This window comes from Eudoraea adriatica DSM 19308, assembly GCF_000382125.1.
Lineage (GTDB): Bacteria > Bacteroidota > Bacteroidia > Flavobacteriales > Flavobacteriaceae > Eudoraea > Eudoraea adriatica.
This window is the reverse complement of sequence record NZ_KB907546.1, coordinates 655,789-673,810: the sequence shown is the minus strand read 5'-3', so window position 1 is coordinate 673,810 and position 18,022 is coordinate 655,789. Positions and strand designations below refer to the sequence as shown.

General features: G+C 38.7%; 9 protein-coding genes. 6 read left to right on the top strand and 3 right to left on the bottom strand.

Annotated elements, in window-relative coordinates:
- Positions 1-15: 15 nt before the first annotated feature.
- Positions 16-1,827, top strand: a complete 1,812-nt coding sequence (locus tag G504_RS0103230) for an acyl-CoA dehydrogenase family protein (RefSeq protein WP_019668701.1) — start codon at positions 16-18, stop codon at positions 1,825-1,827.
- A gap of 86 nt (positions 1,828-1,913) precedes the next feature.
- Here G504_RS0103230 and G504_RS0103225 read toward each other — a convergent pair whose 3' ends face one another.
- The gene (locus G504_RS0103225) at positions 1,914-3,944 is read right to left on the bottom strand and encodes a dipeptidyl-peptidase 3 family protein (RefSeq protein WP_019668700.1); all 2,031 of its coding nucleotides are present in this window, start codon (positions 3,942-3,944) and stop codon (positions 1,914-1,916) included.
- A 160-nt stretch (positions 3,945-4,104) separates the two neighbouring features.
- Here G504_RS0103225 and G504_RS0103220 point away from each other — a divergent pair, with 160 nt between their 5' ends.
- Positions 4,105-5,541: a pyridoxal phosphate-dependent decarboxylase family protein gene (locus G504_RS0103220; protein ID WP_019668699.1), complete on the top strand. Its 1,437-nt coding sequence runs from the start codon at positions 4,105-4,107 to the stop codon at positions 5,539-5,541.
- Between the two features lie 45 nt (positions 5,542-5,586).
- On the opposite strand, the gene G504_RS0103215 is transcribed toward G504_RS0103220, so the two are convergent.
- A complete protein-coding gene (locus tag G504_RS0103215; RefSeq protein WP_019668698.1) occupies positions 5,587-7,386 on the bottom strand; it encodes a glycoside hydrolase family 15 protein in 1,800 nt (599 codons plus the stop codon).
- A gap of 102 nt (positions 7,387-7,488) precedes the next feature.
- Between G504_RS0103215 and G504_RS0103210 the strand changes: the two genes are divergently transcribed.
- The 4 genes from G504_RS0103210 (at position 7,489) to G504_RS0103195 (ending at position 14,416) form a co-directional block, all read left to right on the top strand.
- Entirely contained in the window at positions 7,489-9,693 is a 2,205-nt protein-coding gene (locus G504_RS0103210) for a bifunctional alpha,alpha-trehalose-phosphate synthase (UDP-forming)/trehalose-phosphatase (RefSeq protein ID WP_019668697.1), read from the top strand.
- A 257-nt stretch (positions 9,694-9,950) separates the two neighbouring features.
- Positions 9,951-11,288, top strand: a complete 1,338-nt coding sequence (locus tag G504_RS0103205; protein ID WP_019668696.1) for a M28 family peptidase — start codon at positions 9,951-9,953, stop codon at positions 11,286-11,288.
- Between the two features lie 9 nt (positions 11,289-11,297).
- Positions 11,298-12,626: a gliding motility protein GldB-related protein gene (locus tag G504_RS0103200; protein WP_019668695.1), complete on the top strand. Its 1,329-nt coding sequence runs from the start codon at positions 11,298-11,300 to the stop codon at positions 12,624-12,626.
- A gap of 155 nt (positions 12,627-12,781) precedes the next feature.
- Positions 12,782-14,416, top strand: coding sequence for a M1 family metallopeptidase (locus G504_RS0103195; RefSeq protein WP_019668694.1), 1,635 nt, complete (start codon positions 12,782-12,784; stop codon positions 14,414-14,416).
- Between the two features lie 92 nt (positions 14,417-14,508).
- Here G504_RS0103195 and G504_RS18220 read toward each other — a convergent pair whose 3' ends face one another.
- A complete protein-coding gene (locus G504_RS18220) occupies positions 14,509-17,925 on the bottom strand; it encodes a ThuA domain-containing protein (protein ID WP_019668693.1) in 3,417 nt (1,138 codons plus the stop codon).
- Positions 17,926-18,022 lie beyond the last annotated feature (97 nt).

Genomic DNA, 18,022 nt, shown 5'->3' with positions numbered 1-18,022 from the left:
TAAAAAGAAAATAAAATGAGTACCGAAACAATGAACAAGGATATCTTACGTGGCGGTCAGTTTTTAGTAAAAAAAACAAATTGCGAAGATATTTTTACGCTGGAAGATCTGACCGAAGAGCAAAAAATGATGCGCGAGAGCACCAAGGAATTTGTAGACCGTGAGCTTTGGGGGCATTGGGAAAGATTTGAAAAAAAGGATTATGCCTATACTGAAGAATGTATGCGCAAAGCAGGTGAATTAGGCCTGTTAAGTGTTGCTGTTCCTGAAGCCTATGGAGGTTTGGGGATGGGATTCGTATCTACCATGCTCGTATGTGATTATATTTCCGGGGCTACTGGTTCATTTAGCACGGCTTTTGGAGCACACACCGGCATAGGTACTATGCCAATAACCCTTTATGGTACTGAAGCGCAAAAAAAGAAATATGTGCCCAAACTGGCTTCTGGTGAATGGTTTGGAGCTTACTGTCTTACTGAGCCGGGTGCAGGATCTGATGCAAATTCCGGTAAAACAAAGGCAGTTTTGTCCAAAGATGGGAAGCATTATCTTATTAGTGGGCAAAAAATGTGGATTTCCAATGCCGGCTTCTGCAAGTTATTCATTGTTTTTGCCAGAATTGAAGATGATAAGAACATTACAGGTTTTATTGTTGAAAATGATCCTTCAAACGGAATAGCTTTGGGGGATGAAGAAAATAAGTTAGGAATTCACTCCTCCTCTACCCGACAGGTGTTTTTTAGTAATACAAAAGTACCTGTTGAAAATATGCTTTCGGAACGAGGAAATGGATTTAAGATTGCAATGAATGCTCTTAATATTGGAAGAATAAAGTTAGCTGCAGCATGCCTTGAAGCGCAAAGGAGAGTGCTTGGAGAGGCTGTTAAGTATGCCAATGAAAGGATTCAATTTAAAACTCCTATTATAAATTTCGGAGCGGTTAAAGCAAAGGTTGCTCAAATGGCAACGAATGCTTATGCGGGAGAGTCTGCCAGTTACAGGGCGGCCAAGAATATTGAAGATCGGATAGCAATACGCGTCGCTGAGGGTAATTCACACCAGGAGGCGGAACTTAAAGGTGTAGAAGAATATGCTATAGAATGCTCAATACTCAAGGTAGCAGTTTCTGAAGATGTTCAACAAACTACAGACGAAGGTATCCAGATTTTTGGTGGAATGGGCTTTAGCGCAGATACACCAATGGAATCGGCGTGGAGAGATGCACGTATATCCCGTATTTATGAGGGAACCAACGAAATAAACAGGATGTTGGCAGTTGGTATGCTGGTAAAAAAAGCGATGAAAGGTCATGTAGATTTATTGGGACCCGCAACAAAGGTGGCTGAAGAACTTATGGGAATACCGTCTTTTGACACACCCGATTATTCCGAACTCTTTTCTGAAGAAAATGATATAATTGCACGACTTAAAAAGGTGTTTCTGATGGTCGCCGGAAGCGCTGTACAGAAATTTGGCACTGATCTGGAAAAGCACCAACAGGTATTATTAGCTGCAGCAGACATATTAATAGAGATTTACATGGCCGAATCTACCATTCTCAGAACGGAGAAGAATGCTAAAAGATTCGGAGAAGAAAATCAATCCACACAAATTGCAATGTCCAGGCTTTATTTATACAATGCAGTGGATACTATTATTCAAAAAGGCAAGGAAGCTATAGTTTCATTTTCTGAAGGGGATGAGCAACGCATGATGCTTATGGGATTAAAACGATTTACTAAATATACTAATCAGCCTAATGTTGCGGAACTCAGAGAACAAATTGCGGACAAGGTTGCTTCAGATAACAGTTATAGTTTTGACTAATTGAATTCAATTTATTTTGGATAAGAAAAACCGCTCGATTGAGCGGTTTTTTTAAATTGAACGATCCTGTATAAATTTTTATACATTTAATTCTGAGTGCTTAGGGTACCATAGGTAGCAGAATAGTTTAACATTTGCTCCTCAAAACTCTCAGGCTGGACTATATTAACTTCAATAATTTCACCTTCATCATTAGTAGCTGGGATCAGTACAGGGTTTACAAAGCCACTATAGGGTGCAGACTCAAATTGTGCATTTCTATCCAGCACCTCAGCGTGAAGGGCCTGATCAACTTTAACCCCATAACCTTCTACCAATTCCTGGGCAGCTTTGAAGTCGCCTTCAGACTTTATCCTTTGCGTTTCACGTAATAATTCTCCAAATAATTCACGTAATGCCTCGTAATCATTGATATTGTAATATGTCTTACCATCCCTGGTTAATTTTTCTATAACATTGTCGGGCTTACCTTTTTCAAATACCCAGGCCGATACCCACTGTCTGTTTACCATATGATCTTCTTCCACATCATCACCCAATTCCAGTCGAATCAATTGTACAATGAGACCATTTCTTATATACCCGTCATATGAGGCTTTAGCAGTTTCTTCCCAATTTTCTACCAGACCCAATTCTTCCAGCTTGGGATCCATTGCAAAATACAGTCCTACCAGGTCTGCTCTACCCTCTTCTATAGTTGATCTGTAATTTTTCAGGGTTTCCTTTGGTTGTCCTACTCCAGGATTTATTTGTCCAGAAGCATGACCTATTACCTCATGTAATGCAGTATGCAATTTATCAGCCAGCTTGCCGTATTTTTCTTCCAGCCTGATCTCCTCTTCATCATTGGCAAATTCTTTCAATCTTCCACTCCCTCCGGCATTACTGTATGCATCGACAATATTTCCCAGTGACACAGACTTACTCCCATGCTGCTGTCGTATCCAATTATTATTAGGGAGGTTTACGCCAATTGGCGTGCTTGGGGAAGCATCACCGGCCTCTCCGGCAACATTTACGGTCTTATAAGAAACCCCTACCACATTATCCTTTTTATGTTCTTCCATTAAGGTAGAACTATCTTCAAACCATTGCGCATTTTCAGAGAGCACAGCCATTTTTCTTGACATATCAAAATCATTTATTTGAATGATGCTCTCATACGATCCTCTATAACCCTTCGGATCATTATACACTTCTATAAAGCCATTTATCCAGTCTATATTACCTTGCGTTGAAGTCGCCCATTCTATGGCGTAGGAATCCCATACGTCCAGACTTCCTGTTTGGTAATATTCAATAAGCAACTCCAAAGTCCTGGCTTGTTTTTCATTTTCAGCAACAGTCCTTGCTTTTTCCAGCCATTTAATTATTTCGTCTATCGCTGCACCATATAAACCCCCGGATTTCCAAACCTTTTCAACTAATTTGCCGTTCTCCCTTACCAGTGTAGAATTCAAACCAGTTTCTATCGGGCGGCCTTCCGGGCCTTTATATGCCGTTTTATAAAATGCATCCACATCGGCATCGGTAATATCCCGGGCATAAAAATTAACTGCTGAGGAGGCCACATTGTCCACTCCTTTCTTCTTATTTACTTTTTTGCTATCTATTTCATTGAAAATTACCTCAAAAGGTTCTCCTTTCAATTCCGTATTTGTTTCAGCTAGTAAATAATTTAAATATTCTTTAGAAAAACCAGGCTTTATCTTATCGTTCGAATAATGATGATGAATGCCGTTGGAGAACCAGACCCGTTTTAAATAAACTTCAAATTCATTCCAGTCATAAGTAGATTTATCCCCCGAAAAGGAGTTATATATATTTTCCAATGCCTCCCTGATTTGCAGATTATGACGGTAATTCTGATCCCATATAATGTCTCTTCCCGCCAAACCGGCTTGTGTCAAATAATAAACTAATTTCTTTTCTTTTAAGGTGAGTTCTTCAAATCCCGGAACCTGATATCGCAGAACCCTCAGGTCTGCAAATTGATCTACTACGTATTCAAATTCCTTATCAGCAACAATAACTGTCTCCTCCGGCATTACTTTTTCCTTACAAGACCATAATGCCAATATTAACAGAAAACTACTTACAACATGTTTCAATTTCATGATTTTATAAGTTTATATTTAATCCTGCAAATTTAGCGAAACATTACCGATTTGTTATACTTGTCAAACACAAGTTTGAATATCTGCGGTCCTTTTTCCTTGCCAGTGAAATAAAAAAGTAAAGCTTGTTTGGCATAAGCTAACTTTCTAATTTTAGAGCATGGAGAAACAACTTTTAAAAGCCGCGTATTCCCCCGAAGACTTTAGAGAAAAGGGGCATCAATTAGTGGATATTCTGGCCGATCATCTGAATAATACGATTAATAGTACTTCATCAAAAGTTATCAATTGGGAAGAACCTGATGAAGAATACAAATTCTGGAACAATTTTCTTTTACATGGAAAACCATCCGATCTGAACAATGAAATCATAAAGAGAAGCATTCACCTTCATCACCCCCATTATATGGGCCATCAGATAAGTCCGGTTGCGCCACTGACCGGTCTCACAAGCATGCTGAATGCAATTCTTAACAACGGGATGGGCGTTTATGAAATGGGAATGGCTCCAACAGCAATGGAGCGCGTTGTTGTGGAACAATTATGCAAGGAAATAGGGTATAGCAAAAAATCCAATGGATTCTTAACTTCAGGAGGAACATTAGCAAATCTTACTGCTCTTCTTAGCGCACGCAAGAAAATTGCCCGGAAAGATATTTGGGCAAATGGCACTTCCAATAAGTTGGCGATAATGGTCTCGGAAGAAGCACATTATTGCATAGACAGAGCTGCAAGAATCATGGGGTTTGGAAAAAAAGGAATTGTAAAAATAGCTGTAGATAAAAATTTTGCATTAAAAACAGCGCTATTAGAAGAAAGCTATAACAAAACTATTAATGAAGGATTTGAAGTAATTGCCCTTATAGGCAGTGCACCTTCAACTGCCACTGGTATTTATGATGATCTGGATACCATGGGTGATTTTGCTCTGAAAAAAGGCATATGGTTTCATATTGACGCTGCGCACGGTGGCGGGGCCATCTTTTCATCAAAATACAAGTCATTACTAAAAGGTATGCAAAAGGCAGATTCCATGGTAATTGACGGACATAAAATGATGATGATGCCTTCAATTACAACTGCGCTATTGTTTAAAGATGGTATTGACTCACACAATACTTTCAGGCAAAAAGCAGATTATTTACTCCAGGAGTCAAAAGAAGAAGATTGGTATAATCTTGCAAAGCGAACTTTTGAATGCACAAAATACATGATGAGCCTTCACTGGTATACCTTACTAAAAATTTATGGCAAAGATGTATTTGATGCGTTTGTTACAACCCTTTATGATCAGGGTCAAAAGTTTGGTAAAATCATAGCAAATGACCCATGTTTTGAATTAGCCGTAAAACCAATGTCGAATATATTGTGTTTCAGATTTGTTGAAAAAGACTCCGACCTGGCAACCCTGAATAAAATCAATTCAGAAATTCGACAAAAATTACTGGAAGAAGGGGCGTTTTACATTGTACAAACGAAAATTAAAGGAATTATTTACCTGAGGGCTACCATCATGAATCCGTTTACCAATGAAGAACATTTTTCAGATCTACTAAAAAAAATAAAGTCCGTAGCAACGATTATCATTACTAAATGAATTGGAAGAAGTAAAACAGCCTGCCAAGCAAATACCACTTAGATATTAACCCATGGATTCCAGAACTTTCTGTTCACCCGCCTTATTGGCAAAATTGATAGCGCATTCTATCAAAGCCAAATGTGAGTAAGCCTGAGGAAAATTACCAAGCAATCGTTTTGTTTTAAAATCAATATCTTCACTAAAAAGCCCAAGATGGTTACTGTAGCCCAATATTTTATCAAAAAGCTTCTGTGCGCGTTCCTCCTCTCCTATTTTAAAAAGGCTGTTAATGAACCAGAATGTACAAATGGTAAATGATGATGAAGGCAAACCAAAATCGTCTTCATTCTTATATCTGTACATCAATCCGTCGTTGCTCAATTCCTTCTCTATGGCTAATACCGTGCTTACGAATTTAGGATCTTTGGCGTGAATAAACCCATAAGATTCCATCAATAGGACTGAGGCATCCAGGTGTTCCGATCCATAAGACTGGGTAAATGCATTTACCTTACTATTCCATGAATTCGAATAGATATCCTGCTTGATTTCCTGTTCCAATGCTACCCATTTTTCTAATTTCCGTGTTTTTTTAAGTATTCTGGCAACCTTTATAGCCCGGTCAATTGCCACCCAACAAAGCACTTTTGAAAAAGTGAAATGCCTTTCTTCAGTTCTTAATTCCCAAATTCCCTTATCGGCCTCTTTCCAGTGTCTGGCCACGATCCAGACAATACCTTTGGTTATCCCCCATAATTCTTCCCCGTTCTCAATATTGGTCTTGAATTTTACCAACTGGGCGTGAATTACATCCATTAGAATACCGTATATGTCATTTTGCTTTTGTTCATAAGCAGCATTCCCTATGCGAACCGGCTTAGAACCCTTATATCCGCTTAGGTGATCCAGGGTCTCTTCTGTCAGGTTTTTTTCCTTATTTATGCCGTACATTATCTGTAGCTTCTCGTCCTTATCCGGAATAAGATCTATAATAAACTGAAGGTATCTTTTGGCAACATTTTTATGCCCTAATTGAGCCATAACTTTAATTACCATAGAAGCATCCCGTATCCAGCAAAAACGGTAATCCCAATTTCTAACCTCCCCTATAGTTTCCGGCAATGAAGTAGTGGCAGCGGCAAGGATTGCTCCCGATTTATCATAGCTCAGAAGTTTGAGTGTTATGGCACTTCTGGTAATTTCTTTATTATACTGATTATATTTTGGCGTTCTGTTAGTCCAGTTCAACCAATAGACTTTAGTGTTTTCCAGGTCCAAATAAATCTTCCTTGAATCTGGTTGTAAAATCTTCTCATTATATGTCAGTAAAAAGTACCCGTTTTTTAATACCTCTATTTCCCTTCCTTCCATAACGGCATTTTTATTGAAAGAAGTGTATAAAAAGACCGTATCGAATTTTTTATTATCTGTAAGGCTAACAATAAAATTCTTCTTTACATAGGAACGTGTTTCCCCTATGGCATATTCGAGCTTGGGGTCATAATGCACTTTAAATTTTGGTTTTCCTTTTATATGTCTTATATGGCGTGCCAATTCCGGAGGTGCGTGATACTTTCCGTTTTCCGTGTAATATCTTGGCATGAAATCATGAAGTTCAAAAGCATTGGTGCCATCGGAATATTTTGTGATCAGGATAGCTGTATTTTTTTTATACTGCTGGCTTATTTTGTACTCTTCAGATACTTGTATTTCAAAACTACCCCCAATTTTCTCATCCAGTATCTTTGCAAAAACCGAAGACGAATCAAATTCGGGCAAACAGCACCACTCCACGGATCCTGTTTTAGAAATTAATGCTGCACTCCTGCAATTGCCGATAATACCATAATCTAAATTATCCATATTTGAATTATTCGCTAAAAGTTTCTTTTTAATTGTTATTGCCCTGCAATTTGCCGAAATTTAGAAAAATAAAAATCAATACCCCTAAATTTTATCCAATTCATGAGCAAAACTATCATAATCTCAAATAGACTGCCTGTTCAATTACAAATTGGCAATGGAAGCATTACTGCAATACCAAGTGTGGGAGGTCTTGCCACCGGTATGAAGTCGGTTCATTCTGGTGGCGATAGCCTGTGGATTGGTTGGAGCGGCCTTACAGACGAAGAGATTCCTGAAGAACTCACCCCTAAAATAGATAAAGCACTCGCAAAACATGGATCCTCCAAATTAAATCTAAATGAAGACGAGGTAAACGGTTATTATTTTGGGTTCAGCAATCGAACAATCTGGCCGTTATTTCACTATTTTTTGGAATATGCGGAATTTGAATTGGATAACTGGTTGACTTACAAGGCTGTTAACCAAAAATTTGCCGATGCAATAATTGAAAAGGCAGGTGAAAATGATACGATTTGGATACATGATTATCAATTAATGCTGGTGCCAAAAATGGTTAGGGAAAAACGCCCAGCTTTAACTATTGGATTCTTTCTGCATATTCCTTTCCCCTCCTATGAAATTTTCAGAACCTTACCCTGGCGTGAAGAAATTCTGGAAGGATTATTAGGTTCGGATTTAATAGGTTTTCATACGTACGATTATGAACGTCATTTTTTAAGTTCTGTCAGAAGGCTGCTTGGTTACGAAGTTAGTTTTGATGATATTTATGTAGATGACAGAATAGTAAAGGCAGATTCCTTTCCGATGGGCATTGATTACAAAAAATTTAGCGAGGCTGCTAAAATTCATCAACAGCAAAGTGAAGCGCAACAGTCCGATTTACAGCGCAGACTCGATCTCCATAAAAAATCAAGTCCGGATGCCAAATTAATAGTATCTATTGATCGTCTGGATTATAGTAAAGGTATTGCCAAAAGATTGCATGCATTTAAATACTTCCTGGATAAATATCCGCAATACAAAGAAAAGATCCGACTTATTATACTGGCAGTACCATCAAGATCTAATGTGCCCCAATATCAACTATTAAAAAGGGAGATTGACGAACTTGTAGGGCGAATTAATGGAGAATTAGCAACGGTTAGCTGGACCCCTATCTGGTATTTTTACAGGTCCCTGCCGTTTGAAAACTTAATTGATTTATATACATCCAGTGATATTGCCTGGTTAACGCCTATTAGAGATGGAATGAACCTCGTTGCCAAAGAATACATTGCCACCAGAACAGATAAAAGCGGGGTTCTTATTTTGAGTGAAATGGCCGGTTCTGCTAATGAAATGAACGAAGCTTTACTTATTAATCCAAATAATTTTGAACAGATTGCAGACACGCTTTACAAGGCAATAAATATGCCCGAATTAGAACAGCAAAGAAGAAATACAATTCTGCAAAGGCGTCTTGAACGCTATAATATTGAGAAATGGGCCAATGACTTTATGAATTCCCTCAGAGCGCAAAAAAACCGGGAAACCACTAATATTTCTAAACGCCTGACCGAAAACCTCCTGACTACAATTCTTAAAAATTACAAAAAGGCCAAAAAACGAGTGTTCTTTATTGATTATGATGGCACATTAACAGGCTTTAAAATTGATCCGCAAAAAGCAAGCCCGGATGAATCGCTATTTAAACTATTGGACCAATTGAACGAAAAGGAAGGGAACGATATTTATTTGATTAGCGGACGGGACAAAGAAACGTTTGGCCGCTGGTTTTTGCCGAAGAAATACAATATGATTGTAGAACATGGTGTATGGATATCAGAACAAGGTGAAGATTTTAGAATGCTGGAAAATGTTAAAAAGGACTGGATGGAAAAAATATACCCCGTATTGGAATCATTTGTAGACAGGACCCCCGGGTCATTTATAGAAGAAAAGAATTATTCTCTGGCCTGGCATTACAGAAATACAGATCCCGACTTTGGAGCCAACAGAGCTGCAGAATTGAATACCGTACTTACCAGTCTGATTGGCAATGATGATATTAGCATACTAAATGGAAATAAGGTGATGGAAATTAAAAGTAGTAATGTCAATAAAGGCAGGGCGACTATGAAAGTATTGCCCCAGAAGGATTATGATTTCATATTTGCTATCGGAGATGACTGGACCGATGAGTTTATGTTTCAGGAGCTTCCTGAAGAGGCAGTAACCGTTAAAGTTGGGATTCAAAAAACGAAGGCCAAATATTATATTGAAAGTGTTTCAGGAGTACGAGGGATCCTTGAAAAATTTATTTAATAATTCGTTTACTTTTTAGGTGTTAATTACAAGGCTTGTTGGTAAGATAAATCCCCGATAAATTGATTACCCCATAAATCTGGTTATTAACCGCATCCCTATTCTTTGATTAGTTGCGGGGCAGTTTGGAATTATATCATTTATGAATAAACTCTGGATTTGAGCATATTGAGATAACAAATTTGTAAAAGTTCCTGATCCTAGTTGTATTTTAGCTGAATCAATTTGAAAATAATCCCTTGTAAATTTTATTGTCCATGAAAAATTATTTTGCCTTATTGCTTTTAATGGTATTATCCACTATATCCTATTCCCAGGTCGATTCCCGATTATATGACATTATTAATAATGTTTCTTCTGAACGCTTAAAAAATGATGTTACCACCCTGACAAACTTTGGAACACGTCATACCCTCAGCGATACAGTCTCAACTACGAGAGGCATAGGGGCCGCAAGACGCTGGATAAAAAGTGAATTTGAAAAAATCTCTGGCACCTGTAATGAATGTCTGGAAGTGTTTTACCAAAAAGATTTAGTTAAAAAAGGCGAAAACCAACGCATTGTAAAGGACGTTTGGGTTGTAAATGTTGTGGCTATCCAACGCGGCACCAAATACCCCAATAAGTTTATCATAATGAGTGGGGATATTGATTCCAGGGTTAGTGACCCTGTCAACTTTACGTCAGACTCCCCCGGAGCCAACGACAATGCCAGTGGTATGGCAGGAACAATAGAAGCCGCCAGGGTTCTGAGCAAATACAAATTTGAAAGTAGCATCATTTATGTAGGGCTATCAGGTGAAGAACAAGGTCTTTTTGGAGGCAAGGGCCTTGCGGCATATGCCAAACAAAAAGGATGGGAAATTTTGGGTATTATGAACAATGATATGATTGGCAACATCAGCGGCGTAGATGGGGTAATAAGCAATCGCGATTTTAGGATTTTTTCTGAACCTGTACCTCCTACGGAAACGGAACAACAACGCAAAGCAAGAAGATTTTATGGTGGTGAAGTAGATGGTATTTCACGGCAGCTGGCCAGATATGTTTATAAAACTACAAAAACCTATATGCCCGAAATGAATCCTATACTAATTTATAGACTGGATCGTTTTGGTAGAGGAGGACATCACAGACCATTTAACGATGCCGGATATGCCGGGATCAGGATAATGGAGGCACATGAGAATTATACCCAGCAACACCAGGATATCAGAATGGAAAATGGAATAGCATACGGAGATGTATTGGAACATGTTAATTTTGAGTATGCAAAAAAACTTACAGCGGTGAATGCCATAAATTTGGCGTCTATAGCCTCTGCGCCACCAGCACCTGAAGAAGTTCAAATAGGCGGTATTGTAGAAGCTTCCGTTAAATTAAAATGGAGTAAATCTGAGGGAGCTGCTGGTTACAAAATTTACTGGCGCGATACTACATCTCCTACATGGGACCACAGTCGTTTTGTTGGCGATATTAACGCGTTCACATTAGACGGAATTGTTATAGATAATTTCTTTTTTGGTATCGCGGCCGTTGGCGCAAATGGACATGAAAGCATCATTACATTTCCAAATAAAATTTTCAGAGAATAACACCATACCATGAAAAGAAGAAATTCTCCCCAGGTCTTTATCTTCGTCTTTTTCCTAACATTTTTTTTGATTTCCTGTAACTCCGGAATAGAAAATGACAAAAAAGGCATAAACAGCCTTTATTTGCCTGACATTAATAGTCTCTATGAAAATTATGCGCAATTAGATAGTACCGGCGCATACAATTCTTTTGCGAATACCCTGGTAAATGCCAACAGAGATTTGAATTCTTCGGAATTATATGTAGAAGCAGCCTCCATATATGCCCAGGCCGGCCAATCAGATTCTGTAGCCATCTTATTACACAGAGCTATAGATAATGGAATGGCCAACCCAAAAATTATCTCCAAGCTTCATGGTTTGAGAGATTATCCGGATTCACCATCTTGGCTGGCACTGCAAAAGAGATTAGACTCTATAAATTCAGAGCTACAGAACGTATCACATTACAGTATGGAAATTGGTTCCATGAACCAATTCTGGGACTATTTTGAAAGAGCTGCCAACGACACCTCTAATGCCAAAGATATTTTTAAAGAATTTATTTTTAAAGGCCCGAATGAGCTGCGCGATTTTTATGTAGTACGCTATATTAACCTGAATGCAATGTATGGTCAAATGATCAATGCTTCACCAGAATACTTTCACTACCTTAAAAAACAGTTTAATCCTGACAGTCTTGAAGCATTAAAATCGAAAACCACGGATTGGATGCGCAATTTTAAAAGCATATATCCTAAAGCAGTTTTTCCAAAAGTATACATTGTTCCGGGTATTTTAAATTCCGGGGGGACTGCCACTGAAATGGGGTTGTTCATTGGCGGAGATATGTATGGCAGGTCCGAAGCAATGCCTACTGAAGGATTGACCAATTGGCAAAAAGATGCAATCATGAAGGTTTCAGACCTCCCGGCACTTACCTTACATGAATTAATGCATTTTCAACAAAATTATCAGGATACCGAAAATAAGGAAACCGTACTTGCCCAGGTTATTAGTGAAGGTGTTTGTGATTTTCTGGTGGAACTGTGCTCCGGGGAAGAACTTAAAAATTCTAATCTTACATATCTTAGTGATCAGGAAAAGGAACTCAAAATATTGGAGGACCTTAAAAACGATCTATTTTCTGAAGACAACTCCAAATGGCTATATAACGGAGGCTCAATAACCGACAGGCCGCATGACCTGGGATATACTGTGGGTTATATGATTTGCAAATCGTATTACCGCAATGCTCCTGACAAGGAAAATGCAGTATTTGAACTCTTAAATACAAATGACTTTTTAACTATACTCAGGGGTAGTGATTATTCTTTTCTCCTGGAAAAAGACCTTTGACGAATTAGTTCATCCCTTTTAATAACAAAATCCCATAATGTACAATTCTACATTAAAATAGTTAACTATATTTAAGCATTGCTAAAAAAGCAGATTCAATAACCCAGGCGGTATAACTCTATATTTATAATGGGTAATGATAATAACTATTTTCAATGACCAGGTTTTTAGTCCATTTCATCTTACTGCTTTTGATATTGCCTGTTTACAGCCAGGCACCACTTTTTAGCGCACAAGATACCCTCAGGGGAAGTATTACAGCCGAAAGGGCATGGTGGGATTTGAATTATTACCACCTGGAAATTGAAGTTAATCCAAATGAAAAATATATTTCAGGCAGCAATACCATCCGATATAAGGTCTTGAGTGAAAATCAGGTAATTCAAATAGACCTTCAACCCCCATTATCCATAACAAAAATAACCCAGGACGGAAATAATCTTATTTATAACACTATAGGTAATGCCCACTGGGTAACTCTTCTGAAGCCACAAAAAATTGGTGCGTATAATGAATTAGTCGTTACCTATTCCGGCTATCCTAAAGAAGCTAAAAACCCTCCATGGGATGGCGGGTTCACGTGGAGTACAGATCAAAATGGCAACCCTTTCATTGCTACTTCCTGTCAGGGCCTTGGAGCGAGTATCTGGTGGCCCAATAAAGATCATATGTATGATGAAGTAGACAGTATGGCAATTAGTGTAACTGTGCCAAAAGATCTTATGAATGTTTCAAATGGAAGTTTAAGAGAAATTGTAGAAAATGAAAGTTCTAAAACCTACCATTGGTTTGTTGCCAATCCTATTAATAATTACGGTGTAAATGTAAACATAGGTGACTACGTCTATTTCGGCGAAACATATGAGGGAGAAAACGGACCGTTGCACATGGATTACTATGTGCTAAGGGATAACCTTGGTTTGGCAGAAAAACAATTTAAACAGGCTGGCCTTATGATGGAAGCCTTTGAACATTGGTTTGGCCCCTACCCTTTCTATAAAGATGGGTATAAATTGGTAGAAGTTCCTTATCTCGGTATGGAACATCAAAGTTCAGTTACCTATGGAAATAAATACCAGAATGGCTACCTGGGCAATGACCTTTCCGGAAGTGGATGGGGTTTAAAATTCGATTTTATTATTATTCACGAATCGGGACATGAGTGGTTTGCAAATAATATTACAAACAGAGATATTGCAGATATGTGGATTCATGAAAGTTTTACGGCATATTCCGAAAACCTTTATTTGGATTACTACTATGGCACCCAGGCCTCCGCAGACTACGTAATTGGAACACGCAGCAGGATTCGAAATGACCGCCCTATTATTGGGGTATATGGGGTCAATTACGAAGGCTCCGGGGATATGTATTACAAAGGTGCAAATATGCTCCATACCCTCAGACAATTACTGGAAGACGATGAAAAATGGCGGCAAATTCTACGAGGTTTAAATAAAGAATTTTACCATCAAACGGTCTCTACAGAGCAAATCGAAAATTATTTGAGCGAAAAAACAAATATTGATCTAACCGCATTTTTTAATCAATACCTGCGCACAACTAAAATTCCGGTCCTGGAATTCGGACTTAAGGACGATATACTTAAATACAGATACACCAATATCGTTGAGGATTTTGACATGCCTGTCAGAATCAAGGTTAAAGAACAGGAAAAATGGCTCTTTCCGAAGGCGGAATGGCAAACGCAAAAGCTAAATGCCCAGGGCGTAAGAGAAATTCTTGTGGATGAGAATTTTTACATACAAATTAAAAACCTTTCCGAATAGTGTTTCAGAAATGGTCAGTAAAGAAAAAATCGGAGTTAAGGATCATTTTTTGACGACACTTATCTCCGACTTAATTTAATTATTTAAAATCCTTACCTGGCTGTAAACATTACATTTCTAAGAATAACAGTACCGGGGCCTTTTTCATCACCTTCTTTAGGTAAATATACAAAGTAGATTTCTTCTGCTTTAGCCTTGGTTTCTGCATCAAGCTGAATGGATACGGCATTTCTGGTTTCTCCTTTTTTCGGTTTTGGCATGCTTCCTTTTCCCAATAATTTTCCTTCCGGTGAATTTAATCGCATCTCAAAATCGAGGCCGGTTGCAGGCAACTCCCTCCAACTTGCATTAATATGTGCCTTTTTTATTCCGGTTAAATCTATATCTTCCAGGACAAACCATCCCTTTTCGGCTGGTACTATGAGTAAATCCATTCCACCAAACGAAACGGGATTAAATCCTTTAGTTTTAGTTTTATCCGAAAAAGGTATTGTACTACCCTTTAAATAAACCTTTTCTATCCCTGTTAATGGTTTGGCTTCACCAATACCCGAATCAGTATAACTGGCTGTCAGCACAAACACATTAGACCCTGGTGTAGGATTGGGGACGATTGTTCCCCTGGCAGGGAGAGACTTTTTCGCCGCAACATCTTCCACTAAAGACTGAATATAACTCGTAATTTGTCCGGTTTCAGCGTTGGTAATATTAGGATGTGCAGGCATGGTCACTTCACCCCAAACACCGTTACCGCCGGATTTAATTTTACCCTGCAAATAGCTGGTTGCATTTTTATCGCCTTTGTGTTTTTCAGCAATTTGCAAATAGGATGGGCCAATTGAAGCCTCGTTTACTTTATGGCAGGTTTTACAGTCCATGGATAAGGTTAACGCTTTTCCGGAAACAACTGCGGAGACCTCCTTATGACCCAATGAAAGGTTTACTTCATCCATTCCTTCCATATAATCAACAGAAACAAATATATTGGCTTCATCAATATCTTTGTTACCATCTGGATCATCCACGGAAACAGAATAATTAACAGGAACCCCCGGCATAAAAAATGAAGAGTTACCTCCACTAAGATCTATTTTAACCACAGGTCTCGAATTTCCTGCAACCACAGTTACCGTTTCACTGGTAGCGGCAGCATTTTCATCATCTATTACTTTAACAGACACCCCATATTCTCCTACCTTATCAAAAGTGTACTCAATAGAAGAATCTTTGGTCTCCATCGTAGTGCCATCTCCAAGATCCCATAGATATTTTACTTCATCGTTCTCTCTATCCCTTGCCTCAACTTCCGCAGAAATTCTTAAAGGTAAAACACCCGAGGTCTTGTTTACAATCATATGGTCTATAACGGGAGGTCTGTTACCGCCGTTATACTGCATATAACTCAATCCCGAATCATCATTTCTTGAGAACCACCCACTACCATATTCAAGGAGGTATAATGTGCCATCTGGCCCAACTTCCATATCTATCAGGCTGTTTAATTCAATATCCGAAGCAAAAGGTTCCATTTTGTTGTATGTTCCATCCTCAAAAAGGCTTACTGCTTTCATCCAGCCTCTCATCCAATCATAGATAATAACCTTTCCGTCGTAATACCCGGGCAATGTGTTAGGCCCATTGTACAGATCTGAATAATAAACCGGGCCGGCCATTGCATTTCTTCCTCCAGTCCCAACCTGCGGAAAATCTGAAGATTCTACATATGGATAAAATGCATAGGCAGACATAGCTTTAGGAAGTTCTCTTAATCCTGTGTTATTACTTGAATTATTAATTGGTTTTTCCGGGTCAAAGATTGCACCGCTAACTCCTGTTTCATAATTGTATTCGAAATAAGGTTTATTATCCGCAATAAAAAGTGGCCAGCCAAAATTACCGGCTTCTCTGGCCTGATTCATTTCATCATATCCCCTTGGACCTCTGGTTGACAGGCTATCTACCCTGGCATCAGGGCCCACATCACCCCAGTATAAATAGCCATTTTTAGGATCAACAGATATTCTGTAAGGGTTTCGATGCCCCATGGTGTAAATTTCAGGTCTGGTTTTGTCCATTCCCACAGGGAATAAATTACCCTCGGGGATATCATAAGAACCATCTTCATTTACTTTTATCCTTAGTATTTTTCCTCTCAGATCATTAGTATTTCCAGATGACCTTCGTGCATCATACTGTTGTTTACCGGGTAGATCATTTAAGGGTGCGTAACCACTATTTACATATTTTACATCTTTTTCATTGAATGGCGTCGAATTATCTCCGGTAGATAAATATAAAAGACCCCCGGGGCCAAAGGCAATGGAGCCACCAGTATGACAACATATCTCACGCTGGCTTCCAACATCCAGAATTTTTTGTTCGGAATCCATGTCAAAAACCCCATCCTTAAACTTAAATCTGGAAAGTCTGTTTACAGATTCATCACCCGTCGGGGCATAATAAACATATATCCAGTTGTTTTGCGCATAATTGGGATCTTTCTGCAATCCCATAAGTCCTTCTTCCGCATTTATATCAGAGTTGATCAATGCTTTATGATAAACATCAAGTAAGGCAACCTGCTCTAATTCTTTGGTTTCCGCACTATAGTGCATAATTTCTCCTCTTCGCTGTGCTATAAGTACATCATTATTGGGCAATATGGCCATTTCGGTTGGTTCCATGAATTCACTGCCCCCGATAAGGGAAACTTTGGAAAATCTATCAATGTCCGGTGGTATCTGCGAACTTGCTTTAGAATAATCAAGTTTGAGATTATCCCCAATAGCGTATTCTATGCCCCCTAATAAATGCTTCAAAAATTTTTCATCACCATAGGTTTCCGGGGTATGCCCCAGCGCAGTATAGAAGGATCTGCCGCCATCGTATTCATGATACCAGCTCATAGGATGGTCATCCCCATTAATACCACCTTCATAGGTAGTTTCATCAATAGTAATAAGTACATTTATATCCGGATTTATTTTCTTGAAATTGTACATTTCGTCCGTCCTGTGCCATATGGTATCGGCGAAGAAACTGGTTGCCGGGAAAGAACGATCCTTTATGATAAAGTCTGCCTCCGGGGTCCCTGAAGGGTGGCTGTGAAAATAGGCTCCAACCAATTTGCCATACCAATTCCAATCATACTCCGTATCTGTAGCCGCATGAACCCCGACAAAACCTCCGCCTGCCTGAATATATCGTTCAAAACCGGCTTCCTGCTTATGATCCAAAATATTTCCTGTGGTACTCATAAATATAATCGCCGAGTATTGTTTTAAAGAGTCCTCCTCAAAGACGGCAGCATTTTTTGTCGTATCGACTTCAAAATTATTTTCGGCCCCCAGTTTTTGAATTGCGGCAATTCCATCAGGAATGGCAGAATGCTTAAAGCCCATTGTCTTGGAGAATACCAACACCTTCGGATTTCCCTCTCTTTTTTTGGATTCGCATCCAACGATTAGAAGACAACAGAAAGCCAATGCCACAAGAAAAGTATTTTTCATCAGTTTTAGGTAAAAGTTTTGATTAAAAAGCAAGCGCTAAATATAAGCATAGAATCTGTCAATTCCCAAATGGATGGGAACGATACGAACTAAATTT